This window comes from Streptomyces sp. NPDC050485 (assembly GCF_044458185.1).
In the GTDB taxonomy this organism is placed as follows: Bacteria; Actinomycetota; Actinomycetes; order Streptomycetales; family Streptomycetaceae; genus Streptomyces.
In genome coordinates this window covers 471,888-494,105 of record NZ_JBITHR010000004.1, presented here as the reverse complement: position 1 = coordinate 494,105, position 22,218 = coordinate 471,888, and the positions used below count along the sequence as shown (strand labels likewise).

Below are 22,218 nucleotides of genomic sequence, written 5' to 3'. Positions count from 1 at the left end.
CGATCACACGATTTACCGGTGCGAAAGCGTCGTCAAGGAAGCGATCTGGCCACGGCTGCCCCCAACTCGCCCGGCAACGCGGGTGGATACGTGATGCCGCCTGGGCGGATACTGGGGGACGCGTATTGCCGCGCGGCTGGATAACGGCGGATACGGCCCTGGCTGCCATGCAACACGCCCTTCCGCTAGTAGTTGCGATGCCAGGCGCCAGCGAGGCTGCTTGGGAATCAGGAAACCTACCGTGAGCGCCTGCTGGAGTCGGCATGGTGAGGGCATGGGTCATGGGGATGTGAATCCGGGCGGGATGCGACGGATCGTGGTGAGGTATCCGGAGGATCCGGTGGAGGCGGTCATGGAGGCGGACGCACTGGATGCCGCGCAGGCTATCGAGTCGCTGCTGGTGCGGGGCCCGCTGTTCGGGGTGGCCGCACAGGACGCCGCCGGGGAGGCACTGGGGTGGCGGGTGGTGGTCGCGGTGGCGGCCGGCTGCCCGCAGGAGGCCCGGGACAGCCTCTACTCATTGCTGTGGTTCCGGGCGAAGGACGACGCCCAGGACAGGGCGGAACGGCGTGCCCTGTTGGCGGCGGTCGCCCGGCTGGAGAGCGAACGCGTCGATGAGCTCACCCTGCTGGGGACCCGCTACCGGATTGTGCGGGGCGAGGAGTACACCGGTATGGGGCGGGGCGGCATCGACCAGCCCCGTCCGTCCGACCCCGAGCCCGCCGTTGCGAACTGGGACCGCGGCGCCAGGGGACCGGGGATCGATGGCGGCCTGGTGCTGGACCCGGATGCGCCGGTCACGCCCGCTCAGGCCGCGGAGTGCCTGGCACTGCGCAGTCTGGCTTACACGGGATCCCGGTTTCCCGAGAACGTGCGCGATGACTCCGAGCGGGCGTTGGAGACCCATCCCGACGTGATGCTGCTGCCCGCCGCCTTCAGGGTCGTGGAGCGGAACGATCCCGGCTGGAAGATCGGCAGCAGCCTGCACGCCAGCGCGCACGAAGCCCGCAAGACGCTGGATTTCGCCCTGACTTGGCTTGAGCCGCGCGAGCGGGGCCTGATTCCCTGGGATGTCCACGGCCCTGAGGTCGACGCCCGTACGGTGGCGGCCGAAGGCACCGATCCTGCGGCCGGCGAGCTGGCCGAGTACGTTGAGGCCGCCGACCGGCTCCGGGCCGAGCGTGCAAATCAGGTCGAGGTCCAGGGCACGGTCCACCAGATCTGCCGGGCTCGCCGGTTGCTGCGATGGGGCCCTGACGGGCCCGAAGGGCCACGCCCGTCCGACACCAACAGTCACCCTCCTGAGCGGATTCGCCCCAGGCTCGATGAGGACGGCGTCGTTCACTACGATCACGAGGGCGACGGTTCCTGAGAGCCTGCCAGACGCGGCCGCAGTCGTGGAAGCGATGCGCAACCCGACCTCGGCAGCTCATGCCGGGGCGGGGCGTTGTCACCGGTGGCCAGTGCTGTGACCGCATGGGTCACCGGTTTTGGTCGTACCCTAGGATCCCATGGATATGGGGGGATCTGATCGTGGCCGCGACCCGCGCCACTCGGGCTGGCGCCCGACTCGCACCGTTGCCGTAACGTCGGCCGCGCTGGCCGTGATCGCCGTACTGGCCGTTGCGCTCCTGGTTCTTCCGGGGCTGGTGGTCGACCACGACCTCGCAGGTGCCCGGCTCGCCGCAGCGGACCGTCTGAACGCGGTGAACAACGTGCGCACCACGCTCCTGCAAGCGGTAGGCGGCGCGGTCGTCCTGTTCGGCGCCTACGCCACCTGGCGTCAGTTGCGCGTCAGCCAGGACGGGCTGAACGCAACCCGGGAGGGACACATCACCGATCGCTTCAGCCGCGCCGTAGATCAACTCGGCAGCGAAAAGCTGGACGTGCGGATCGGGGGCCTCTACGCGCTGTGGCGGATCGCGGATCACTCCGCCCACGACCGCGAAGCGGTCATCTCGATCCTGGCCGCGTATCTTCGGACGCACCTTCCCTGGCCGCCGCAAGAGCCGGGAGCTCCGCCGGCAGATGTCTCCATCAACACGGTGCGCCCGCTCGAATCCCGCGCCGCGGACGCTCAAGTGGCGCTCACGAGCCTCGGCGTCCTGGGCCAGGAACGCCGTCCCGAGTGGCTCAACGTCAGCTTCACCGACCTGCGTCGGGCCGACTGTGACGGACTGTGGCTGAACGGCGTCAATCTCGATGGCGCATGCCTGGAAGCGGCGAGCATCTACCAGGTCAACCTGAGCAAGGCGTCACTGATCGCTGCCAACCTGCGGCATGCCGAGCTCGGAACCTCGATTCTCCACCAGGTCCGCGGTATCGAAGCCGACCTGCGCGGCGCGCGCCTGGTCAAGGCCGACCTGCGCGAGGCGGACTTCTCAGGTGCGGACCTGCGGGAGGCGAATCTACGCAAGGCCCGTGCCCAGGGTGCGGTATTCGTCCGGGCCGACCTGCGGCAGGCGGATCTCCGGGGATGCGACTTGAGCGCCGCCGACCTGCGGCAGGCGAAACTGGAGGGCGCGCTGGCGAGCGACCGCACGATGTGGCCGACCGGCTTCGATGTCGAGACGACCGGCATAGTCGTCATCGACGACCCCGGCGCCGAACCGGACAACCTGCTGCCGGCCGCCGCGATCACGAGGGCCGCCCCGCCTCTGCGATCGGCCTGATGTCCTGGCCTGACAGACTCTCGGACGAGTGACGACCGCATACCGGATAGCCTTCGGATATGGCGAGGTCACAGAAGGTCGAGGGGTGCCGGACCGGCGAGTTCCTGGTCGAAGCCGATGCGGAGATGCACCTGTTCATCTCGGAGATCGCCGACCGGATGGCGGCCGACTGCGGCATCTCGCGTGCGGAGGCGGTGGCGCGGGTCAACCAGGTGTGGCGGGGCACGCGCTTCGACCCGTACCCCGACCTGATCTGCCATGAGTCCGACGAGTACTGGGCCCTCGGCATCTACTACGGCGAGGTCCCCTCCTGGGCGGAGGATGCCGACCGCTCGGCCTGGCGGGCCGTCCCCGCCCCGCCATCCGACTCGCCGTGCTGGACGCTGCCGCCCGAGGTCTGAGGCCGGAGCGGCCGAACGCCGCGGCCCAGGCGCTAGGGCGGAGTCGTTCAGGGCTGCAGGAGGATCGAGTTGATCGGTGTCAGGTCCTCGTCGCGATAGTTCCACGGCAACATCTTGTCGCCGCAGTTACTCCCGCCGTAGCCCCTGCAGGTCTGCACGGTCGCCCCGCCGGTCTGGTTGTTGAAAATGCGGTGCACGCCGAACTCGTTGCTCAAGTCGTACGCCTGGTAGTTGTAGTAGAAGTGCTCCGGAACACCGTTGTTCCAGGACGCGTTCGGGTAGATGCACACGTACCCGGACGGGCATCCCTGGTAGGCGTCGGTGGCCTGCGCGTGGGCGACACCAGGTGTCACCAGCGCGGCAGCGGTGACCGCGAGCGCTGCGGTGGTTCTCCTCATCCAGTACACGACTGGTCCTTCCGGTTCGCGCGGCCCGGTGCCGCGGAGCACCGCTGACGCTAAGAGGCGCCGTGGGGCCGGGTCTTGAAGGAACGCGCGGTACCACCACTCTGTCCGAGATGCGGCGGGGGGCCCGGCGGAAGGGCCTTGGAGCGGGTCAGTGTGCGGATCTCGCGCGGGCTGAGGCCGGACATGGCCTTGACCTCCCGGCTCAGGTGTGCATGATCGGCGTACCCGCAGTCGAGCGCGATGTCCGAAAGAGGCAGGCTCTGTGGGCGGGCGAGCGTGCGGACCGCGTGGTGGAAGCGCACGATGCGGGCGGCCCGCTTGGGTGGCAGACCGATCTGTTCGTGGAACACCTCCTCGATGCGACGCCGACTCAACCCGAGGTCGTCGGCCAGAGTGGTGACGGAGATCTGGCCCGCAGTGCGGCGCAGCCGATGCCAGGCCAGTGCGGCAGTACCGGTGGCGGCCGGACGGCGGACGCCCGTCAGCACGGAGAGCAGCACGGAGTCCAGGTGGGCGAAACGCGCCTCCCACGCCGGTGCGCCCGCCAGCCGTTCACTGAGGTGGTCGCTGCGCGTGTGCCCCAGAGCCTGTGCGAGCGGGATCCTGGTGTTGGCGACTTCATGCATGGCCATGCCGAGCAGCACGAAGGCACCCGGCGGGGTCAGAACGATTCCGGCACCGAAAACCGCCCCGATCGTCTCGGCGTCCACGGGACGGTCCAGGAGTCCAGTACTGGGCGAGAGCATGCCGCAGCGTGGGGAACGCGTGCCGTCCGGGCCCACCACCCGCCGGTCCGCCGACTCGAAGTCGACCATCACCACAACGGCGCCGGAAGGAAGCACCCGTTGGGTGAGCGAGCCGCCGCCTGCCCGCTCATAGCCGAAGTACCCGTCGACAAGACCGGCCAGCTGCGCGTGCGCGGGCCGCCGCGCCACGACCGGCCCGTTCGCCTCCCAGGCTCGCCACACCACCGCGCCGACAACTGTCCTCACCAACACCCCCCCCCCCCGTGGCTCCGGCCTGTTCAACGCCGCAGACTGCCGCGCCCCCGGGCACTCCTGTCCAGCGTGCACGGAGCGGGCTTCGAGAGGCAGGGGATTTCCAGCACGCAAGCCGGGGCAGCGCCAGCCCCCCCCCGTACGGACGATCCCGGCGAAGGCCGAGGCGGATGCGACGGCGTTGCCACAGGACGCCGCGTCACCAGTCTCCACGAAGCCTCCTGGAAACCGGACCGCACCGGCCGCGAGGGCAAGGGCCTCTGGGAGCAGGCCGCCACCGGCGGCGGCGACATGACCGTCTTCGGCACCGCCGAACGCCTCGCCGGCTTCGGAGGCGTCGCCCCGGTCCCCCCGCGACTCCGGCAAGATCAGCGGCAACCTGTGGTGCCCTCAGCGATACAACCGGCGCCTTCAACGGGTCTTCTGCAGGCTCTGAAGGTCCAGCGCAGCAACTCCCGGTCGGAGTGCGCGCGGTGAGCACCTCTTCGGGCGGCCGGCGTACGCCGGGGTGCGTCGCTACCGCTAACAGCGTGGAGCCGCGGCGTTAGAGGGGCGTTGGCGGGCGGTGACAGGGTCGGCGCTGCTGCGCCTGCGGATGTCGGGCAACCCAGCTCGGCCGGCCGTTCTCCCGTCCTTCGGGAAGGCACGGCAGCCTCTGGCAGGCCACAGCCCACACCCGCACAACCAAGAAAGGCAACGATGTCAGCAACCCATCGGGCACTCCCCCGCAAGCTCGCCACCGCTGGAGCCCTCCTGCTGAGTGCGGCCACGGCGGCAGTGCTGCTGCCGACCGCGGCCCTCGCCGCGGAATCGGATTCCATAACGACGCATTCCGGCGCCACAACTGACCAAGAACGCAGCCAGATCGACGCCTACTGGACCCCCTCGCGGATGAAGCTGGCAGGCGCCGTGGTCCCCGAGATCACCCCCGTGCCCCAGGACGACAACACGCCTGACGATCCGCATCGGCTTCCTGCGAACACGCCGGATCCGGGGGCCACATGGACGCACGGGGGCGCGGTGAACAAGAGCGTCGGCCGACTCTTCTTCACCTTCTCCGACGGCTACGACGGCAGTTGCACCGCAACGGTCGTCCACAGCGCAAACCGCAGCACCATCATCACGGCGGCGCACTGTCTGAGGGGTGTCGGATCTCCCGCTGCCGACCGCACGTGGAACCACAACATCTATTTCGTGCCCGGCTACCGTAACGGCACGAAACCGCTCGGCGGCTTCAGCGTCAAGCACATGGCCACCTCCTCCCGCTGGGACACCGATCGGAGCAAGACAACCTCGGAGGATGTCGCTGTCGCCGGCTACGACACGGGAATCCTCGTAGCAAACCCTTCAGCTGAGGGACGGCCGATCGCGGATGTCACGGGAAGCCAGAAGATTGCCTTCACCAAGCCCGCCAAGAACGAGTTCATCCACACCTTCGGGTACCCGAACGGCCAACTCAACGACTCCAACGTCAAATACGCCGGATCACGCATGATCCATTGCGCCGGACCGGCCGAGCCCGGCCCCAAAGCCCCGCTGCTGTGGGGCGAGCCCTGCGACATGTCGCACGGGGCAAGCGGCGGCCCCCATCTGGCGCGGTTCGACTCCCGGACCGGCACCGGCACCGTCGTCGGAATCACCACGACCACCGACCAACTCGCGGGCGGGCAGGCACACACCCTCTACGCCACGCGCCTTGGTGACAGCGCCCACCGCCTCTACAACTGGGCGCGGGCACGCTAGGTCTGACCTCATTCCAGCCCCTGTTCGGCCGGCCCCTCCTCCCGGCCGAACAGGACCGCTCCCCCGAGGGCGCCGCATTCCGACAGCCCCGCGCATGGTGTCGGCCCCAGTGCCTGCGAAGCCGTTCCGTCAGTTGAGGGGGTGGGGCGACAGGACGGTGAACCACAGCAGGGCGATGGTGACGACGCCCATGAGCGGGGTGAGTATCTCGGTCTCCATCTTGTTGCCGCTGCTCTTGATCACCACGATTTCGTAGCGGGTCTTGAGCGGCCACAGCCACGGGGCACCGCGCTTGGTGATGGAGTCGCCCAGCAGGTGCGCCAGGCAGCCCAGACCGATCGCGTAGGGCAGCCAACCCGGTGCGGACGGAATGAACTTGGCTATGGCCGCGGTTCCGAGACCGGCCATGGCCACGATGGTGCCCCAGGCGTGGAAGCCGTGGCCGGGCGGGCAGAGATTGAGTGCCCGGACCGCCAGGGCCAGCAGGAAGAACGTCATGCCCACGGTGAACGGCCGGCCCAGGTAGGTGACTCCCGCCCAACTGCCCAGGGTCATGAAGGCCACGAAGAACAGCGAGTGCGTGGCGTGGCGGTGCCCACCGGAAATCCAGGCCACGAAACGGCAGAGCACCTTGGAGACCGGGCCCAGGAAATTGGCGATGGTGCCGTCATGGTGGTCGAGGTCGGGCAGCAGTGCGGCGCCCGCGCAGAGCACGGTGCCCATCAGGATCTCCTGCGGCGCCAGGTGCGTGTGCAGTACCAACGGCGGCAGGTATGGGGCGGTCCCTGCGAAGAGCAGTGCACCGCTGACGGCGTGCGAGTGGCCCATCATGGCGTGTTCGTTCTCCCCCGATTCAACGCCACTGGAGTGACGTGCTGTTGAGCCGGCGGGCGCCTTCGATGCGCGCCGCCCGGGTGTGCCGGTTCTGCTCCGGTCGCTCTCGGTTGCCGCAGATCCCCTGGTGAGCTGGCACGGGAAGGGGCTGAGGCGGCCGGTCTTAGAGATTGGTGAGCTTTTCTCCTCTGCGGTCTTCCAGGGTGTGGTCGACGCACACGGCCAGGACGATGAGCAGTGTGGTGTCCTGCTCGCTCAGCACGTCGATCGCGTACGCGTCACGGATGCTGAACCAGCGTCGCGAGATGTGCGCCAGGGTTGTGCCCTTGTGCTGGATGTCGAACTCGCGGTCCCAGAAGTTGCCCGCGATCCGCAGTCGCCGGCCGTCTCGCAGGCTGACCTTGAATCGGTCCCCGAAGATCCGGAACGTCCGCTTGCTGATCCTGCCCACCACCTCGTTGTCCTGTCGGATGAGGATGGTGTGGTGGAGGGTGAGGGCCTTCTTGACGATGCTGGCCATCTGATTGCCCTGAGCGTCCACGAAGTCGAACGTGGTTCGCAGGCGCAGCAGTTTCCTGTTGACCCTGTACAGCTTCTGGCGATGTTCGGTCTCGATCCAGGCTTCCTCGTGGAACGCGAGCATGCGGTCGCGGACCAGGTAACGCATGGAACCCCCTTGGATCGATCACGTTCCCGGGCCGCCCGGCCCCAGCGGCATATACACCACCCGCGAGGAGGAACACCTTCGCTCCGCATGATAGTTGCTCATTTACGCAACGCGAAAACCGTGTTGAAGATCAGGTACCGATGGCATTCGCGCCACCGTCCCGCGTCGGCCTCCGCCCTTCAGATCAGGGGTGTCTCGCGGGCGGGTGGGCCGATCGCCGCGCCGAGGACCGCGTTGTTGGGGAGGAGCATCTTGCCGTCCTCCGTGTGGAGTTCGATGAACAACAGGGTCATGTCGGTCACTTCGCCCTCGATGCGTCCGCCGAGGGGGCCCGACTGGACGCTGATCTTCTCGCCGATCGTGAAGGGGTGCGAGACCAGCAGCACCAGGCCGGCGAAGATGTTTCCGAGGACGGGCTGGGCGGCGATCCCGAGGATCACCCCGGTCAGCGCACCGCCGAGCAGCAGCTTGCCCCACTCCACCCGGAGCAGGCTGAGCGCGCCGAGGATCACCAGCGCGTAGCCGGAGAGCAGACATATCACGCGCAGCGCGGCCGACCGGTTGTCGCTGATCCGGCCGGTCAGCAGCTTCACCAGATCGTCCGTGGCCCCGCGCACCGCGATGAGCGCGCCCACCAGGAAGATCCCGGCGCTGATACCGGCGATCACCCGGGAGGTCATCGACTGATGATTGTCCGGGTTGCCCAGCAGTCCGCCGAAGTTGAGCGATACGACGAGGCCGCCGACGGCGAGCGACGTGGTGATGACGGCCCGCCGGGTCCGGATCACCCCTCGCCAGTGCAGGCCGTGCCCGACGCCCGTACTGCCTGGGTGTTTGTGGTCGTGATCCACCGATGAGCTCCCTGTGGTGTGAATGTCGCGGAGCAGAGTACCCGCGCCCGGGCGGCGGTGCCGACGGCGCGGGAGGGACCCGAACGAGTTGTTCCGTGTCAAAGGTTCACCAAGCAGTTGCGTGATCACGCAACAAGGAGGCTATGCTTCTGGAGGTTTGAAGAGGGCACCTCGTTCGGTGAGGCGTCTGCACGGACACAGGCCACTGACCCCACGACGTCGAGAGACGCCCAGGGTCAGGCCAGGTCTCCCCGACTTAAGGGGTGACCCCAAGTGGCTTCCCCGGCAAGGGGATTACGCCGTGCAGTGCCAAAGCTCTGACGAGTTGGGGTGAACCGGTACACGCCGGTCCGCTCCTTGCCGTGTCGTCCAGCACCCCTGTGTGCTCCGGCCGGAAGGAGGCGAGAGACATGGATTGCAGTTGCAGTAGTCCGGGCCACAGTTGCCCCTCATTCCGTATGCCCTCGCTCTTCTGCGGCGCACGGTAACCACCTTTCCCGCAAGCGTCATCGCGACTCCGCCCCGCCCTGTGCGGCCCTGTGGCCGTCCCCGGGGTGCCGGGCTGCGCGCTCGCGGGCAGGATTGCTGCCGTGCGTCCCCCAACACCTCCCCCTGCCAGGGGAGTTGGGAGGATCTCCATGACCACCGCACCCGTCAAGCCCACCGTTCCCGCACCCCGTGCGGCAGTTCTCGACGACGCCCACGTCGGCGACATCCGCGGCGCGCTCGGCACCATCAAGCTGGACGACCACGGCGAGCGCCGGGGCCTGTCCGCCAAGCTCAAGACGCTTCTCGCGATAGTCGGCCCGGGCCTGATCGTGATGGTCGGCGACAACGACGCCGGCGCGTTCTCCACGTACGGCCAGGCCGGGCAGAACTACGGCACCAGCCTGCTGTGGACCCTGCTCCTGCTCATCCCCGTCCTGTACGTCAACCAGGAGATGGTGCTGCGGCTCGGCGCGGTCACCGGCGTCGGCCACGCCCGCCTCATCCTGGAGCGGTTCGGGAAGTTCTGGGGCGCGTTCTCCGTCATCGACCTGTTCCTGCTCAACGCCCTCACGCTCGTCACCGAGTTCATCGGCATCACTCTGGCAGCGGGGTATCTGGGGCTGCCCAAGGTGGCATCGGTGGTGCTGGCCGCCGCGGTCATCATCGCCTCCGCGTTCACCGGGTCCTTCCGCCGCTTCGAGCGCGTCGCGATCTTCCTGTGCGCCGGTTCGCTGCTGCTGATTCCGCTGTACTTCATGATCCACCCGGCGTCCTCGCAGATGGCGCACGACTTCGTCGTACCGTCCATGCCGGGTGGCTCCGGCGAGCTGGCCACCGTCATGCTGCTGATCATCGGGATCGTCGGCACCACCGTCGCTCCGTGGCAGCTGTTCTTCCAACAGTCGTACGTCATCGACAAGCGCATCACCCCGCGCTTCATGAAGTACGAGAAGGCCGACCTGGTGATCGGCATCGCCATTGTCGCCATCGGCGCCGCCGCCCTGATGGGCATGACCGCCGCCGCGTTCGCCGGCACCAAGGACTTCGGCAACTTCAACGACGCCGCGGGCCTGGCAGCCGGACTTGAGGCGCACGCCGGGAAGCTCGCCGGAGTCCTCTTCGCCGTGGCGCTCCTGGACGCCTCCATCATCGGCGCGTTCGCCGTCTCGCTCTCCACCGCCTACGCCATCGGTGACGTGCTCGGTATCAAGCACTCGCTGCACCGCGGCGTCAAGGGCGCCAAGGGCTTCTACGCCATCTACGCCGGTCTGGTGGCCGTGGCCGCCGCCATTGTCCTCATCCCCGGCTCCCCGCTCGGCCTGCTCACGCAGGGCGTCCAGACCCTCGCCGGAGTGCTGCTGCCCTCCGCCTCCGTCTTCCTCCTCCTGCTCTGCAACGACAAGCAGGTCCTGGGCCCCTGGGCCAACGGCCCCAAGACCAACGCCTTCACCGCGGCCGTCGTCGGCGTCCTGGTCACCCTCTCCGTCATCCTCACCGCGTCAGTCCTCTTCCCCGACATCACTGCCGGCGCGATTCTCGACATCATGGCCGCCTGCGGCGTCGCCGGAGTCCTCGCGGCCGGGTACTCCTTCACCCGGCGGCGCACCGGAACCAAGGAAGACCCGATCGACCGCACCGGCCGCGACACCTGGCGGATGCCCCCGCTGGACACCCTCACCAGGCCGGTCATGTCCACCACCCGCAAGATCGGCATGAGCGCCCTGCGCACCTACCTGCTGATCGCGATGGTCCTGGTCGTCATCAAAATCGTCCAGGTCGCCCTCGGCCAGTGAACACCCGGCTGCCCGGGGTGAGTTGACCCCGCCCCGGGCGGCCTGCCCGACACCCTCATCACACTCACCACCCTCATCACACTCACTGAACGGAGGTCCGTTCACCATGCTCGCCGCACTCGACCACGTCCAACTGGCCGCCCCGGCCGGCTCCGAGGACGTCCTGCGCAGCTTCTACCTCACCGCCCTGCAGATGACGGAGATCCCCCAGCCACCCGGGCTCGCCCGCCGGGGCGGCTGCTGGTTCGTCGCCGACGGCGGCCAGGTGCAGATTCATGTGGGCATCGAGGACGGGTTCCACCCGCCCCGCAAGGCTCACCCCGCGGTCCGCGTCACCGACCTCGACGAGCTCGCCGTTCGCCTGGAGCAGCACGGCGCCCCTGTCGTGTGGAACGTCAGCCTGCCGAGCCACCGCCGTTTCTACACCCAGGATCCGGTCGGCAACCGGCTGGAATTCCTCCAGCCGACCAGCTGACCGGGGTTCTCTGTCGACCTGTCGGCGCTGGTACGGCCCGTGGGTCCGCCTCGTCTACGTGCCCGAATCGGCCGTTCCCAGGGCGACTTGATCCCCCTGCGCCTGCGCGACCAGCAGGGCGCCCTCCAACAGGCGCCGAGCATCCGCGGGGCCGGTCCGGTAGTAGATCCGGGTGCCCTCACGGCGGGGGCATACCAGCCCCACCGCCCGCAGCCTGGCCAGGTGCTGGGAGGTGGCGGCGACATGAGTGCCGAGCAGTTCGGCGAGGGCGCTCACCGGAAGCTCCTGCCGGCTGAGCGCCCACAGCAGCCGGTACCGAGTCGGGTCGGCCACCGCCTTCAGCACCGCGACGGCCTGGGACGCACGAGTGGAGTCCGGCGACATCATTTGCGTATCCACGCAAATAGAATAGCCGCAGCAGTCTGCCCGGGCACGGCGCCAGCCGAGAAATCCGGGCAGGGGCCCTGAGACCAAGACCCGGAAGCCTCCCCCATTGGCCCTTATTGCGTATCCGTGCAAGTATTGCAGTGTACCGGTCGACGGGTGTGCATCCAGGCCCTCGGCCACCCGCACCGCGGCACAGGCGCCGCAACACCGCGTGGCAGGCCGTCACCCGGTCCGGCAGGAAGGGGGCGAAACCATGAACAGCGACAGTCCCGGCCATCATCGGCCGCACACCCACCCGCTCCCGGCCGCCCCGCCACGCACGCGCTGACCAGCGCCTCGTGCTCCAGCGCCGGGCCCCCCGTTCCGCCCGCCGTCGCGATCCGCCGCTTGATCGCTATCGAGGAGGTGCCCCATGCACGCTCTGACCACCGCCGACTTCCTGCTGCGCCTAGCCACTGGCCTGGGCTGCGGGGCGCTGATCGGCATCGAACGCCAGTGGCGCGCCCGCATGGCGGGGCTGCGCACCAACACCCTGGTCGCCGTCGGCGCCACCGCCTTCGTCCTGTACAGCGAGGCGGTCTCCGACACCGGCAGCCCCACCCGGGTCGCCTCCTATGTCGTCTCCGGCATCGGATTCCTCGGCGCCGGTGTGATCATGCGCGACGGCGGCGGGATACGTGGCCTCAACACCGCCGCCACGCTGTGGTGTTCGGCTGCCGTAGGCGTCCTGGCAGCATCCGGCCACCTCTCCTTCGCTCTGATCCTCGCGCTGACGGTCCTCGGCGTCCATGTACTGCTGCGTCCGGCCGGACGGCTCCTCGACCGCGCCCCGGCCGGCGGCACCGACCGGGACACCGAGCTCCCCGCCATCGTCCACGTGGAGTGCGACCGCACCGAGGAGACGCATATCCGCGCCCTGCTCCTACAGTCTTTGACGGCCTCCGGGCTGGCCCCCATCGGGCTGCGGGCGCATCGTCGCGAATCAGGCGCCACCAGCCTGCGCGCCACTGTCGTCGTCAGCGGCGACGTGACCCGCTCCCTGGAACAGGTCGTCGCGCGCATGTCGCTGGAACCCGGCATCCATGACCTGCACTGGCACCTCGACGGCAACCCCGACGCCGACGACAACGAGCACCCCCGGCCCACCCAACCCGTACTCGCCTGAGCCGCACCGCCCCTGCGCGGCGCGGCAGTCGGGAGGGAGGACACCGTGATCCACGACGCCCGTCGCCCGTACGTTCAGACCAGTTTGGGCAGCAACAGCTCGACGTCCTCCGCCGACAGCTTGATTCCGAAGATGTCGGCCAGCACCACGGGCACCTCGCTCGGCTCCAGCTCCCGGGCCTCCGGCGGGCCCGGCACCCCCGGCCTGACCGTGGTCAGCAGACGGTTGTCCAGGAGGTGCAGCCGGTCCGGGTGCAGGCGCTGCACGAAGACACGGTCGCTGAAGGGCGACTGCGGGCTGGAGGCGCCGAAGTGGTTCGACACCCGGAAGTCGGCGGGGTACTGCGGGTTGAGCGTGAAGGTGTGCCGGATCATCCACCCGTCGCCGGTGTTGTCGATCCGGCCCTCACCCTTGCCCGCGGGCTGGTAGAGCGCCCACCCGTCGGCGCCTGGCGTGATCTCCTCGCGCCTCAGCCGGTACGCCCACACCCCGTCTGTGACGTCCGTCGCGTCGGCCAACTCGATCGGCTCCAGCGGGCTCGCCCCGAAGCCGATGTCGCTCAGCCATCGCTTGCCTTCCAGCTCGACGACGACCATGGCGTGCGTCGCGGGCCGCACGCTGGTCGATCCCATCTGAACCCGGCCCTGAACCGCGAAGAACCGGAAGCCGAGGCGTTCCAGGGCCGCCGCGTAAAGGGTGACGTGCTCGAAACAGGTACCGCCGCGCGGATTGCCGATCAACTTCGCCTGAACGGAGGCGAGATCGAGCGGACGGTGCTTCCTCAGCACCGACTCCAGGTTCTCCCAACGTACGGACAGCACATGCGCCCGATGCAACGCGCGCAGCGTCGCCAGGGACGGGGAGCGGTCCCCCTGGTAACCGAGATGAGCCAGATAGGCATCGAGGTCGAGTGCGTCACCGTTCCACATACCGTTGCGCATACGGAGGGTCTCCTTGTGTCATCACGTCGTTGGCCGGATCGCGTACGCCAATCGCAGCGATCTTCCCGGTGGCACTATTCCCTGCCCACCATCGGCCTTTGACCCTCGGGCTCAGGACCTGGAACGCTGTCACGCGCCGTCTGCGGCTCCCTTCCCGTACGGCAACCCCTCCGCAGCTGAGCAGCACCCGCGGCAGTGTAAGTTCATTGATTGCGCAAGTCGATAATCATGAGTGAGTACGCGCTGTCCATGCGGGGGCGCGAGCCGGGACACATGTGGAGGAGTTCATGAGCGTGCCCTTGGCCAAGGGCGGAAACGTGTCGCTGAGCAAGCAGGCACCTGGACTGTCCACGGTAACGGTCGGTCTGGGGTGGCGAGTTGCGTCCGGCCCCGGGGCCGCCTGCGACCTGGACTCCAGCGCACTGCTGTGTGATCAGGCAGGCAAGGTCCTCTCCGACGAACACTTCGTGTTCTTCAACAACCTGCGCAGTCCCGACGGTTCGGTCACCCACTCCGGAAACGGCGGGCCGACCGGTGCGGCCGGTGACAACGAACAGATCAGGGTCGAACTCGTCCGCGTTCCTCCGCAGGTCACGAAGATCGTCTTCGCCGTCTCCATCTACGAGGCGCAGCTGCGGGGCCACAGCTTCGGGCAGGTCAACAGCGCGTACATCCACGTCGTCGACCAGGAGACGGGGGGTGAACTGGCCCGGTACGACCTCACGGGAGATGCCTCGGGCGAGACGGCGATGGTCTTCGGCGAGCTGTACCGGCACGGCGCGGAGTGGAAGTTCCGGGCCGTCGGCCAGGGCTACGCTTCCGGTCTTGCAGGCATCGCCACCGACTACGGGGTCGACGTCCTGCGCGAGAGCCTGGCTGCCGCGATTCCCGAGAAGCGGGTACCGCCTCAGCCGGCCAATCGGCCCGCCACGACAGGGCTACCGCCGGCCATGAGCGCGGCCCCGTCGACCACCGCCTCGCCGCAGATCCCGATGGCGCCCCTCACGCAGCCGTCGAGCGCGCCCGCCCAACAACCCTCAGGGAGTTCTTCCATGACGTGCTTCTTCGATCCCAGCCACGGCCCCGGCATGACGTCCGTGATGTGGTCTCCGCAGTGGGGTGTCCCCCGCCCGATCCAGACATGCGGCGGCTGCGCCCAGCGGGTGCAGACCACACCTCCGCCGTATTACGTGGCGCCCCAGGCTGGCTATCCGCAGCCCGTTCAGCCCGTGCAGCAGCAGGGCTATCCCCAGCCCGGCTATCCGCAGCCGACGCAACAGGGTTACGTACAGCAGGGCGGTGGCCACCCGGAGCAGCCCCGCCGCTTCGGCGCGGGGGCGCTCATCGGCGCCGGCGCGGCCGGCCTCGTGGGTGGTGCTCTCCTGAACGAGGCCTTCAGCGACGACGAGCCGGACGTGGTCGTCAACAACTACTACGACGAGGACTGATCCCCCTCGCCTGTGCGGCAGCGCGGCCATGGCGCCGCCGCACAGGCCTCGTGGTGTCGGCAGATTCCGGCGGCGGCCAGGGCCTCCACGCCGCCCAGGGGCACACCTCGTCCATCGCACTGCGCAGCGGCCGCTCCGCTCGCGTGCCCGGACGCCGACGGGAACGGAATGCTGCCGGGCCGGTCACAAGGCGGGAGCGCAGCCTGTCCGGTGCGCGGCGCTGAGTGTGCGCCGTCCCTTCACCAAGACCAGGGCTGTCCGCAACCACAGCAGCGTATGCGAGACTTCCGGCCACTTTATTGAAGGGCGGGGGCGATGAGTGGCGGCAAGAAGCAGCCGGTCCCAGCGAGACGCGGGCTCGGCCCACGCCGAATGACTGTGGCCTGGGCCGTGATCATTGTCGTGGCCGTGGTGAGCACGTTCGGGCCGGCGATGCTCGACTTCGGCCTGGGGATCGTCTTCGGCTCCATCGTGCTGATCACGCTCTACGCATGGATACTGCGGCGGATCGTGTTCGGCAGCAGACCCATACCCCGCTGGGCCAAGGCGGCTTACTGGGTCGGCGGCGCGCTGATGGTGATCGGCGGGGTGCACGCACCGGACGCCTTCCTGGCCCTCACCGGTGAGCAGGGCACCGCCACGATCGCCTACGCCTCGACGGAAACCGGCTCACACGGCACGAAGTACACCCAGTGCTGGGTCGACCTGCCAGACGGCTCCACCGAGCAACTCCCCACGGCCGGGCCCTGCCCCGCGCCGCGCGGGGCACACCTCACCGTCGTCTATTCCCCGGGCGGCGTCGTCGGCCCGATCCTCAAGGCCAAGAGCGACCTGATGTGGTGGTGGGCCGCCGGCCTCCAGCTCACGGGCATCGCACTGCTGACCACGACAGCGGTCCTGACCGTCCGCGACCCCGTCCTGCAGTGGCAGTTGCGCAGGGCCTCCGCCGGAGCGGTCAGAAAACCGCAGGGCCGGCCGCGTGTTCCTTCGCGGTATCGACGGAGGCACTGAGGCACGATCGCCGCCTGCCTGGGGCCTGCGGCGAGTGCCTCCCAGTGCGGGGGCAGGTTGGCCCGCACCAGGGTCATTCGGTCGTCGGATGTCGGCCTCGGCTCCGGCGGGAGCCGATCCCGGACACGGCTCAGGGTCGGCACCCTAGCCGCGTCGACGCTCGGCACCCGTTCCGCCTGCGCATGCCTCCTCGGCAAGAGACTTCCAACAGAGCGGTGAAGCCAGCCGGCGTCCCGCCAGCCCCGGAAGCGACCGTAGCCGGTGGCCCAGACCGAACTCGGAAGCATCTCCGGCCACTGGACGCTGGACCGGAACCGCGAGGGAAGGGATGTCGCTGTCCGCCACGTCGATGACATCGACCGCGAACTCGCCGTGCTGTTCGGCCTGTTCGGTGAACCAGCTCGCCACCCGGGTGGTGCGGGCCACCGTGCAGGCGCTGCTCGACCGACTGGAACCGGAGCCCGAGTGGTGATGAACCGACTGAGCGAGATCCTGGCCTGCACAGACGGCTACCGGCGGCTGGCCGGGCGGGGGCGGAGTGCTGGACGGCAGCCCGCCGAATCTCGCGCGCTTCGCCGCAAGCGCTGGGCGTCGATGAGTCCGCATTCCGCAAAGGCAGCACCTACGGCACCGGTCCGGCCGACGCCGAGGCCGGACGCGTACGTGGACGTCCTGCCGGACTGCACCTCCGAGCCGTACGCCGACAGGCTTGTGCTCCACGGAATGCCCGGTCGCCTCCAGTAATGCCACTCCTCCCAGTCCGTCGGCGTCGGCGTGATCGCAACTACTCTTCGCCACTTCGAGAGCATCGGCATCGGCAGTAGAAGCAGCCTCGCGTGAACCAAAACCGGAGAGCGGCACCTGGCGACGGTCAATGTTCCCCGCGGTGATTGCTCACTACTGGATCAGCTGGATCAGCTGGATCAATGAGTCCAGGAGTTCACGGCCATGCGGCCACGCGCCCAGACCGCTGGCCGAGTTGATGTGTCCACACGCCCCCGCCACCTGCCATCGCGCTGCCCATCGCGCCGCGAAGTCGACAGCTGTCCCGGGGGTGCAGTACGGGTCGTTGGTGCTGCCCACCACCAGGGCCGGGCACGGCAGCGGTTGTGCGGACACCGCAACGAACGTGGCGGCTGCCTGGCGTGGGAACGCCGGCTCACGCGGGTCGGGCGGCGCGACGAGGAACGCGCCGCCTACCCCGCTCGACGGGTTCTTGCTCAGCCAGGTGGAGGCTGCCCAGCAGCCCAGGCTGTGGGCTACCAGCACAACGCGGCTGTCCCGCCGAGAGGCATCGTCGTACGCCGCTTGGACAGCGTCGACCCAGTCATCCAGATCGGGGGCTGACCACGAGGCAGGGGAAATCCGCACCGCTGACGTGCTCCACTCCCGCTCCCACAAGGTCTGCCAGTGCTGCCCATCGGAGCCGTCGATACCAGGGACAACAACGTACGCGACCACTACCTGCCACCGATTCACTCCGACCCCCTGCGATTATGGAGGCGCCTGGCGCAGATTCTGTGGGAAGCGGCAGAACAGCGACAGCGGCGCAAGTGATCTCAAAGAAGATGGTGCGGACAACGATGGAATCACTCGACCAGATCGACCGGGACATCCTCACCTTGCTCCAGGCCGAAGGCCGGTTGACCGGCGCCGAGGTAGGCCGCCGCGTCGGACTGTCGCAGCCCGCGGCCAGCGCGCGGATACAACGACTCGAGAAGAACGGCATCATCACCGGCTACCGAGCCGTCGTCGACCCAGCGGCACTCGGTCTCAATATCCACGCAGTCATCCGGCTGCGCACCACGCATGCCCAGCTCTCTCGCGCCCTGGACTTCGCTTCCCGGACCCCCGAGGTCGTCTCCACCCTCAGAGTCACCGGGGAGGACTGCCTCATCATCAACGTCCACTGCCCGCGGGCAGAACGACTCGAAGAAGTTGTCGACGCGCTTGCCCGTTACGGCCCCGTCACCACATCACTCGTGCTCCGCGCCTACCCCCCGAAGCCTCTGACCGACGCCACGTCGTCATGACCCCGTGGCGTCGCCCGACGTACGGCGTCGGAAACGTCGTGTGCCCGTCCGGTCGACATCGGCCCGAAGCCCGCGGACGGCGAAGAGCAACGCCGCCTGCTGCCCCCTGAACCTCGGACCGTTGACCGGCGCTTCCGCCTGCGTGGATCGAACGCGCCAGTGAACTCCCAGTTCCTGGTGGCCGGTTCTGGACGGTGCGGAAGCGGGGCGGAGTTCCTTAGGCTCGGCACCGCATGGATGCACATGCTCCACAAGCAGCCTGGGAGGTTGACGTGTTGTACGCATTCGGCTTCGAGCGGATCGGCGTCGTGGTGAGCGACCTCTACTTCATCGACCCGGATCCGCTGCCCGGACAGGAGACCCCCGAGCGCGGGGTGCGTCTGGAGCTGCGGATCTTCGAACGCGGCGAGTTGACCGGATCCATCTACTCCGCACGGCCCATCACGATCGGCCGCCCGCTGTGGCGGGTGGATCTCCTGCAGGACGCGAACGCCGCCCCGAACACCTTCGACCGCACGCACCACCACCCGGACTTCGACGGCTGGGACCCCAGCCCGCGGGTCTTCGTCGAAGACCTGTCCCTCGATCCGCTGTCGTGGCTGACCGGCAAACTCGGCAACGTATCCAGCCTGTTGAAGGACACGAACATCTCGCCGGATGAGATCTCAGCGTCGGACGCGGACGGTCTGCGCACGGCGGCGCCCGAGATCACGGACACCGTCCGCCGGCTGCTGGAGCGGGTGTGGTCCGGAGAGCTCGGCCGCCCGACGGGCAACACGGGCTCGGGGGCCGTCACCAGCATGCGGGAAAGCTGGCTTTAAGGCCGGTGGCACGACTGCGAACGCTGCATGCGTCTGTGCGGCGTCCTGGCCGCCCAGGTCACGTACGCCTGGGCGTGGTCCGAGGGGGTGTCCGATGAGTCATGGCCGCGAACTGCACATCGCCGAAGCCGATCCCGTGGCGACACTGTCCTGGCGGGGCTCAAAACGGTGAGTCGCGTACCGTGGCGGCCCCTTCGGACCGAGCCTCGCGTCCACAGCCCCTTCCCTTGAAGTCCCCAGGCCGTTGGAGCTCGGCCGCTCCTGGGAGGGGCCGAGCTCGCGGTGCAGACGCTCGCAGCTTCCCGCTTCCGGGGGGGGAGCTATCATGCTGCGGGCCGCATAGCCGCGAATCCCCGCAGACGCCGAAGTTGGGTCATGCTCATGCCTAACGGGATCGCCCGGGACAACGGGACAAGGGGGACTCATGCAGGAACTGGCTTTCGGTGTGGCCGACATGGCGCGGATCAGATTCGCGACCTCGCCGATGGACCACTGCTCCTGGGAATGATCCCGAGCGAGCGGCCCCACTACGTCGGGGGCTCATCGGTACGCGATCGCTGGTGGCGCAGGATGCGTTCCCACGTACCCCAGAGCGCGGCGCCGCTCATGGAACTCTGCGCCGCAAGCCCGTCCGGCCTTCCCGATTTCATGGGGGCGGAGTTGGACGGCGAACGCCGCTGCATCGGCGACGAACTCGATGCCATCCGCTCGGTGTCGGACCAGCAGGTTCACGCGGACCTGCACGCCGCCTACGGCCATGTGTACAACTACCCCGCCGTCACCGGCAGGCCGGGCGTTCGCAAGCCCGAACCACCCCGCATCGTCCGGGAGTTGACTGCGGTCGCGTCGGCTCACCCGCTTCCACAGCCGCCATGCCCACCGCCGCAGCCATGACCACCTCCGTGACCACCTCCGCAGCCATGCCCGCCTCCTCCGTGACCGCTTCCACAGCTCCCCGCTCCACCGCCGCAGCCGTGCCCGCCGTCCGGGCGATTGGGCTTGCCGTAGCGCGGCCCCGGACCCTGCGGATTCGGACCCTGTGAATTGAGACCCTGTGGATTCGAACGACGACGTATGCCCGGGTTCCCCCGGGGTCGGACTGCTCGCTTCGCGTCCTGCTGCTGTTGGCGCGCTTCCCACCGTTCGTCCCGCTCGCGCTTCTCCCGCTCCTCCTTCTGGATCCTGTCGCGCCGCGCCGCGTTCCGGGCTGCGCCGTCGGCCGGTTGCCACGAGCCGAGGCCGTGCCGGCGTCGCGGCAGCAGCGGCGCGACCGTGACAGCGGCACGCGTCCGCTCCGAACCCTGGTACGCGGTGCCCTCGATGACGGCGTACTCCACGACGATCTCGGCGCCTTCGCAGGGCACGCCGTACAGAACCGCCTCAAAGGGTTCCAGCTGAGGGTCGATGTCGTAATGTCCGTCGTCCGGACCGTACGTGGAGCTCGTGCCCAGAAGGCGCGCGGCGTGGTCGGTGTCCCGGTCTTTGGGGAAGTACGCGATCAGGGGCCGCGCCGAGCTGGTGTGGGCATCCGGATACAGCCAGTGGTAACCGTCCGCCGCGATCCGTACGCCCACCCTCAGGGCCGGCTGGCGCTCATTGTGCAGGCGCCGGGCTGCCCGGTAGGCGATGTGGCCCCGCCCGTACACGGTGGTGCCGGCAACGAGGAGCAGCAGGGCCGTGGTCTGCTGCCCGACGGCGTCGTACGCGGGCCCGCTGCCCGGTGCGCTCAGACTCTCGACAAGACCGTCGGCCAGGATGGCGACGGCGACGAGACAGAGCGCGAGCCCGAGGTAGAACTGCCTGAACCCGCGGTAGCTGTCCGACTCGGGTACCCGGTCCGGGAGTTCGACGCGGCGCCGTCCGGCCGCGGCGAGCGCGAGCGCACGCTGCGTACGGCGTGCCGAAGGCGGAGGCACGCACCGGTGAATGCCCAGGCGCAGAGGGCGAGAGCCAGGACGTATCCGCTCCTGGCCCGCTGGTCGACGACATCGAGCGACGCCAGCGACACGGCCGCGGCCACGGCGACCACGACCGCGGCCAGCAGGGTCTGGACCGGAAGGAACCGGTACCAGAAGGGCAGGGCGGCCAGCAGGGCCAGCGTGGGATAGCCGAGCCAGTCCGTACCGTCGGACGCGGCCCCGTCACCCTTCCCCAGCGAGGCCGACAGCCCGGAGGTCATCACGTACGACACGACGACCAGCACGAGCAGGACCCAACCGCCCGCGACCGGGGTAGAAAGCCGCCGGGACCCGGGCCTTCATCCAGCGCTCGGCATCAGCGACCGACCAGGCCTCGACGCCCTCCTCAGGCAACGCCCCCGGCGGCAGGCACTTGACGTAGTCCCTCACGGCGCGCTCCTTCGGCAGCACCCCGGACGACCACGGCGCCGTGTTGCCCCACCGCCGCCCAGAACGACGGACAGCAGCACTGCCGCACCAGCCATCACGCTCCCCCGCATCGCCATCTCCCCTTATATTTCAGCGACTTGGAGAAAGGAGCCGCCGGTCATCAAGTCTGCACGACGAAGCCGCCGGGACCCGGGCCCGCGGTCAGGGCCGGAGAACGGGCAGCACGGCGTCGCCGCCGAATCCGCCGGTCTCTGTAGCGCCCCTCCCGCTGCACACCGCAGGAACGACCGATGGCCGCCCCCGGCCCGCCGCAATGGGCGGGCCGGCCGCGCGCCGCCGTTTCCGAACCAGCCGCTCCAGTGCCCAACTGTTCGTAGGCGATAGGGTCTTCACCAACCGTCAAAGCCGGGGGATGGATGGATCGGGTGCTCTCCGGCTGTATCGACCCGGGCAAGGTCTTCGACCTGGAACTGCCGCTGTCGCAGGTCGCCGAGGGCTACCGGGCCATGGACCAGCGGCGCGCCATCAAGGCACTGCTCAGGCGCTGACCCACGGGCCCCGCTCGGCCCGGCCCCGGCTCTCAAGACTGGGCAGCATCGGCCGCCGACACGTCAGAGCCGGGGGTGGGCACGGCGGCCCACTCGGCCAGACGGCGTACCCGCGTCGCGGTGGTCGTCCAGGTCCAACTTGCCACATATGTAAGGGAGTTGATGGACAGCAGCAAACGTGAAGCG

The 22,218-nt window shown here is 68.8% G+C and carries 22 protein-coding genes, 2 pseudogenes and 1 riboswitch; of the genes and pseudogenes, 15 read left to right on the top strand and 9 right to left on the bottom strand.

The annotated features are described in order from the left end of the window. The first annotated feature begins 274 nt into the window (after positions 1–274). From ACIBK6_RS11520 to ACIBK6_RS11510, 3 genes are all read left to right on the top strand, one after another. Positions 275–1,372 (top strand): DUF5954 family protein, encoded by a 1,098-nt coding sequence (locus tag ACIBK6_RS11520; protein WP_399051008.1) that lies wholly within the window; start codon positions 275–277, stop codon positions 1,370–1,372. Between the two features lie 232 nt (positions 1,373–1,604). Further along, a complete protein-coding gene (locus tag ACIBK6_RS11515) occupies positions 1,605–2,672 on the top strand; it encodes a pentapeptide repeat-containing protein (protein WP_399050904.1) in 1,068 nt (355 codons plus the stop codon). A gap of 59 nt (positions 2,673–2,731) precedes the next feature. Further along, entirely contained in the window at positions 2,732–3,073 is a 342-nt protein-coding gene (locus ACIBK6_RS11510) for a hypothetical protein (RefSeq protein ID WP_399050902.1), read from the top strand. Positions 3,074–3,120: 47 nt separating this feature from the next. Here ACIBK6_RS11510 and ACIBK6_RS11505 read toward each other — a convergent pair whose 3' ends face one another. Further along, complete coding sequence (locus ACIBK6_RS11505) at positions 3,121–3,471, bottom strand: hypothetical protein (RefSeq protein WP_399050901.1); 351 nt, start codon at positions 3,469–3,471, stop codon at positions 3,121–3,123. A gap of 59 nt (positions 3,472–3,530) precedes the next feature. Beyond that, positions 3,531–4,472, bottom strand: a complete 942-nt coding sequence (locus ACIBK6_RS11500; RefSeq protein WP_399050899.1) for a helix-turn-helix domain-containing protein — start codon at positions 4,470–4,472, stop codon at positions 3,531–3,533. A 288-nt stretch (positions 4,473–4,760) separates the two neighbouring features. On the opposite strand from ACIBK6_RS11500, the pseudogene ACIBK6_RS11495 reads away from it, so the two are divergent. Both ACIBK6_RS11495 and ACIBK6_RS11490 read left to right on the top strand, forming a co-directional pair. Then, positions 4,761–4,902 (top strand): annotated as a pseudogene (locus ACIBK6_RS11495) (transposase); the annotation flags it as partial. A gap of 353 nt (positions 4,903–5,255) precedes the next feature. Next, on the top strand, positions 5,256–6,221 hold the full coding sequence (locus ACIBK6_RS11490; RefSeq protein ID WP_399050898.1) for a trypsin-like serine peptidase: 966 nt from the start codon (positions 5,256–5,258) through the stop codon (positions 6,219–6,221). A 129-nt stretch (positions 6,222–6,350) separates the two neighbouring features. Here ACIBK6_RS11490 and ACIBK6_RS11485 read toward each other — a convergent pair whose 3' ends face one another. From ACIBK6_RS11485 to ACIBK6_RS11475, 3 genes are all read right to left on the bottom strand, one after another. Next, positions 6,351–7,052: a metal-dependent hydrolase gene (locus tag ACIBK6_RS11485; protein ID WP_399050896.1), complete on the bottom strand. Its 702-nt coding sequence runs from the start codon at positions 7,050–7,052 to the stop codon at positions 6,351–6,353. A gap of 166 nt (positions 7,053–7,218) precedes the next feature. Continuing rightward, a complete protein-coding gene (locus tag ACIBK6_RS11480) occupies positions 7,219–7,722 on the bottom strand; it encodes an LURP-one-related/scramblase family protein (protein ID WP_399050894.1) in 504 nt (167 codons plus the stop codon). Positions 7,723–7,901: 179 nt separating this feature from the next. After that, positions 7,902–8,573, bottom strand: a complete 672-nt coding sequence (locus tag ACIBK6_RS11475) for a mechanosensitive ion channel domain-containing protein (protein ID WP_399050892.1) — start codon at positions 8,571–8,573, stop codon at positions 7,902–7,904. Between the two features lie 163 nt (positions 8,574–8,736). Beyond that, a riboswitch (M-box (ykoK) riboswitch) is annotated at positions 8,737–8,910 on the top strand. Between the two features lie 301 nt (positions 8,911–9,211). Between ACIBK6_RS11475 and ACIBK6_RS11470 the strand changes: the two genes are divergently transcribed. Beyond that, complete coding sequence (locus ACIBK6_RS11470) at positions 9,212–10,855, top strand: Nramp family divalent metal transporter (RefSeq protein ID WP_399050891.1); 1,644 nt, start codon at positions 9,212–9,214, stop codon at positions 10,853–10,855. A 106-nt stretch (positions 10,856–10,961) separates the two neighbouring features. Next, positions 10,962–11,330, top strand: coding sequence for a glyoxalase (locus ACIBK6_RS11465; RefSeq protein WP_399050889.1), 369 nt, complete (start codon positions 10,962–10,964; stop codon positions 11,328–11,330). A gap of 54 nt (positions 11,331–11,384) precedes the next feature. Here the strand turns inward: ACIBK6_RS11465 and ACIBK6_RS11460 are convergent, their stop codons facing one another. After that, on the bottom strand, positions 11,385–11,729 hold the full coding sequence (locus ACIBK6_RS11460) for an ArsR/SmtB family transcription factor (protein WP_399050887.1): 345 nt from the start codon (positions 11,727–11,729) through the stop codon (positions 11,385–11,387). Between the two features lie 400 nt (positions 11,730–12,129). Here ACIBK6_RS11460 and ACIBK6_RS11455 point away from each other — a divergent pair, with 400 nt between their 5' ends. Beyond that, positions 12,130–12,882, top strand: a complete 753-nt coding sequence (locus tag ACIBK6_RS11455) for an MgtC/SapB family protein (protein ID WP_399050886.1) — start codon at positions 12,130–12,132, stop codon at positions 12,880–12,882. A 74-nt stretch (positions 12,883–12,956) separates the two neighbouring features. Here ACIBK6_RS11455 and ACIBK6_RS11450 read toward each other — a convergent pair whose 3' ends face one another. Then, the gene (locus ACIBK6_RS11450) at positions 12,957–13,823 is read right to left on the bottom strand and encodes an arylamine N-acetyltransferase (RefSeq protein WP_399050884.1); all 867 of its coding nucleotides are present in this window, start codon (positions 13,821–13,823) and stop codon (positions 12,957–12,959) included. Positions 13,824–14,110: 287 nt separating this feature from the next. Here ACIBK6_RS11450 and ACIBK6_RS11445 point away from each other — a divergent pair, with 287 nt between their 5' ends. From ACIBK6_RS11445 to ACIBK6_RS11435, 3 genes are all read left to right on the top strand, one after another. Next, positions 14,111–15,271: a TerD family protein gene (locus tag ACIBK6_RS11445; protein WP_399050882.1), complete on the top strand. Its 1,161-nt coding sequence runs from the start codon at positions 14,111–14,113 to the stop codon at positions 15,269–15,271. Positions 15,272–15,643: 372 nt separating this feature from the next. Then, positions 15,644–16,282: a hypothetical protein gene (locus ACIBK6_RS11440; protein WP_399050881.1), complete on the top strand. Its 639-nt coding sequence runs from the start codon at positions 15,644–15,646 to the stop codon at positions 16,280–16,282. Positions 16,283–16,631: 349 nt separating this feature from the next. After that, a complete protein-coding gene (locus ACIBK6_RS11435; RefSeq protein WP_399050879.1) occupies positions 16,632–16,754 on the top strand; it encodes a hypothetical protein in 123 nt (40 codons plus the stop codon). A 425-nt stretch (positions 16,755–17,179) separates the two neighbouring features. Here the strand turns inward: ACIBK6_RS11435 and ACIBK6_RS11430 are convergent, their stop codons facing one another. Then, the gene (locus tag ACIBK6_RS11430; RefSeq protein ID WP_399051006.1) at positions 17,180–17,743 is read right to left on the bottom strand and encodes an RBBP9/YdeN family alpha/beta hydrolase; all 564 of its coding nucleotides are present in this window, start codon (positions 17,741–17,743) and stop codon (positions 17,180–17,182) included. A 122-nt stretch (positions 17,744–17,865) separates the two neighbouring features. Between ACIBK6_RS11430 and ACIBK6_RS11425 the strand changes: the two genes are divergently transcribed. The 3 genes from ACIBK6_RS11425 to ACIBK6_RS11415 all read left to right on the top strand — a co-directional run bounded on the left by ACIBK6_RS11425 (position 17,866) and on the right by ACIBK6_RS11415 (position 20,030). Further along, positions 17,866–18,315, top strand: coding sequence for an Lrp/AsnC family transcriptional regulator (locus ACIBK6_RS11425; RefSeq protein WP_399050878.1), 450 nt, complete (start codon positions 17,866–17,868; stop codon positions 18,313–18,315). Between the two features lie 272 nt (positions 18,316–18,587). Next, a complete protein-coding gene (locus ACIBK6_RS11420; protein ID WP_399050876.1) occupies positions 18,588–19,136 on the top strand; it encodes a hypothetical protein in 549 nt (182 codons plus the stop codon). A gap of 570 nt (positions 19,137–19,706) precedes the next feature. Next, positions 19,707–20,030, top strand: a complete 324-nt coding sequence (locus ACIBK6_RS11415; protein WP_399050875.1) for a hypothetical protein — start codon at positions 19,707–19,709, stop codon at positions 20,028–20,030. On the opposite strand, the gene ACIBK6_RS11410 is transcribed toward ACIBK6_RS11415, so the two are convergent. Further along, positions 19,988–21,052 carry a hypothetical protein gene (locus ACIBK6_RS11410; RefSeq protein ID WP_399050874.1) on the bottom strand — a complete coding sequence of 355 codons (1,065 nt, stop codon included), beginning with the start codon at positions 21,050–21,052 and terminating at the stop codon, positions 19,988–19,990. The two genes, ACIBK6_RS11415 and ACIBK6_RS11410, sit on opposite strands and share 43 nt — an antisense overlap. Before the next feature lie 848 nt (positions 21,053–21,900). On the opposite strand from ACIBK6_RS11410, the pseudogene ACIBK6_RS11405 reads away from it, so the two are divergent. Next, positions 21,901–22,032, top strand: a pseudogene (locus ACIBK6_RS11405) (IMP dehydrogenase); the annotation flags it as partial. Positions 22,033–22,218: the final 186 nt, after the last annotated feature.

What these genes read in the sequence shown, in the direction of transcription:
- ACIBK6_RS11520 (WP_399051008.1), top strand. Translation starts at nt 275, where the DNA reads ATGGGTCATGGGGATGTGAATCCGGGCGGGATGCGACGGATCGTGGTG.
- ACIBK6_RS11510 (WP_399050902.1), top strand. Translation starts at nt 2,732, where the DNA reads ATGGCGAGGTCACAGAAGGTCGAGGGGTGCCGGACCGGCGAGTTCCTG.
- ACIBK6_RS11505 (WP_399050901.1), bottom strand. Translation starts at nt 3,471, where the DNA reads ATGAGGAGAACCACCGCAGCGCTCGCGGTCACCGCTGCCGCGCTGGTG.
- ACIBK6_RS11485 (WP_399050896.1), bottom strand. Translation starts at nt 7,052, where the DNA reads ATGATGGGCCACTCGCACGCCGTCAGCGGTGCACTGCTCTTCGCAGGG.
- ACIBK6_RS11480 (WP_399050894.1), bottom strand. Translation starts at nt 7,722, where the DNA reads ATGCGTTACCTGGTCCGCGACCGCATGCTCGCGTTCCACGAGGAAGCC.
- ACIBK6_RS11470 (WP_399050891.1), top strand. Translation starts at nt 9,212, where the DNA reads ATGACCACCGCACCCGTCAAGCCCACCGTTCCCGCACCCCGTGCGGCA.
- ACIBK6_RS11465 (WP_399050889.1), top strand. Translation starts at nt 10,962, where the DNA reads ATGCTCGCCGCACTCGACCACGTCCAACTGGCCGCCCCGGCCGGCTCC.
- ACIBK6_RS11455 (WP_399050886.1), top strand. Translation starts at nt 12,130, where the DNA reads ATGCACGCTCTGACCACCGCCGACTTCCTGCTGCGCCTAGCCACTGGC.
- ACIBK6_RS11450 (WP_399050884.1), bottom strand. Translation starts at nt 13,823, where the DNA reads ATGCGCAACGGTATGTGGAACGGTGACGCACTCGACCTCGATGCCTAT.
- ACIBK6_RS11445 (WP_399050882.1), top strand. Translation starts at nt 14,111, where the DNA reads ATGAGCGTGCCCTTGGCCAAGGGCGGAAACGTGTCGCTGAGCAAGCAG.
- ACIBK6_RS11440 (WP_399050881.1), top strand. Translation starts at nt 15,644, where the DNA reads ATGACTGTGGCCTGGGCCGTGATCATTGTCGTGGCCGTGGTGAGCACG.
- ACIBK6_RS11435 (WP_399050879.1), top strand. Translation starts at nt 16,632, where the DNA reads ATGACATCGACCGCGAACTCGCCGTGCTGTTCGGCCTGTTCGGTGAAC.
- ACIBK6_RS11425 (WP_399050878.1), top strand. Translation starts at nt 17,866, where the DNA reads ATGGAATCACTCGACCAGATCGACCGGGACATCCTCACCTTGCTCCAG.
- ACIBK6_RS11415 (WP_399050875.1), top strand. Translation starts at nt 19,707, where the DNA reads ATGCGTTCCCACGTACCCCAGAGCGCGGCGCCGCTCATGGAACTCTGC.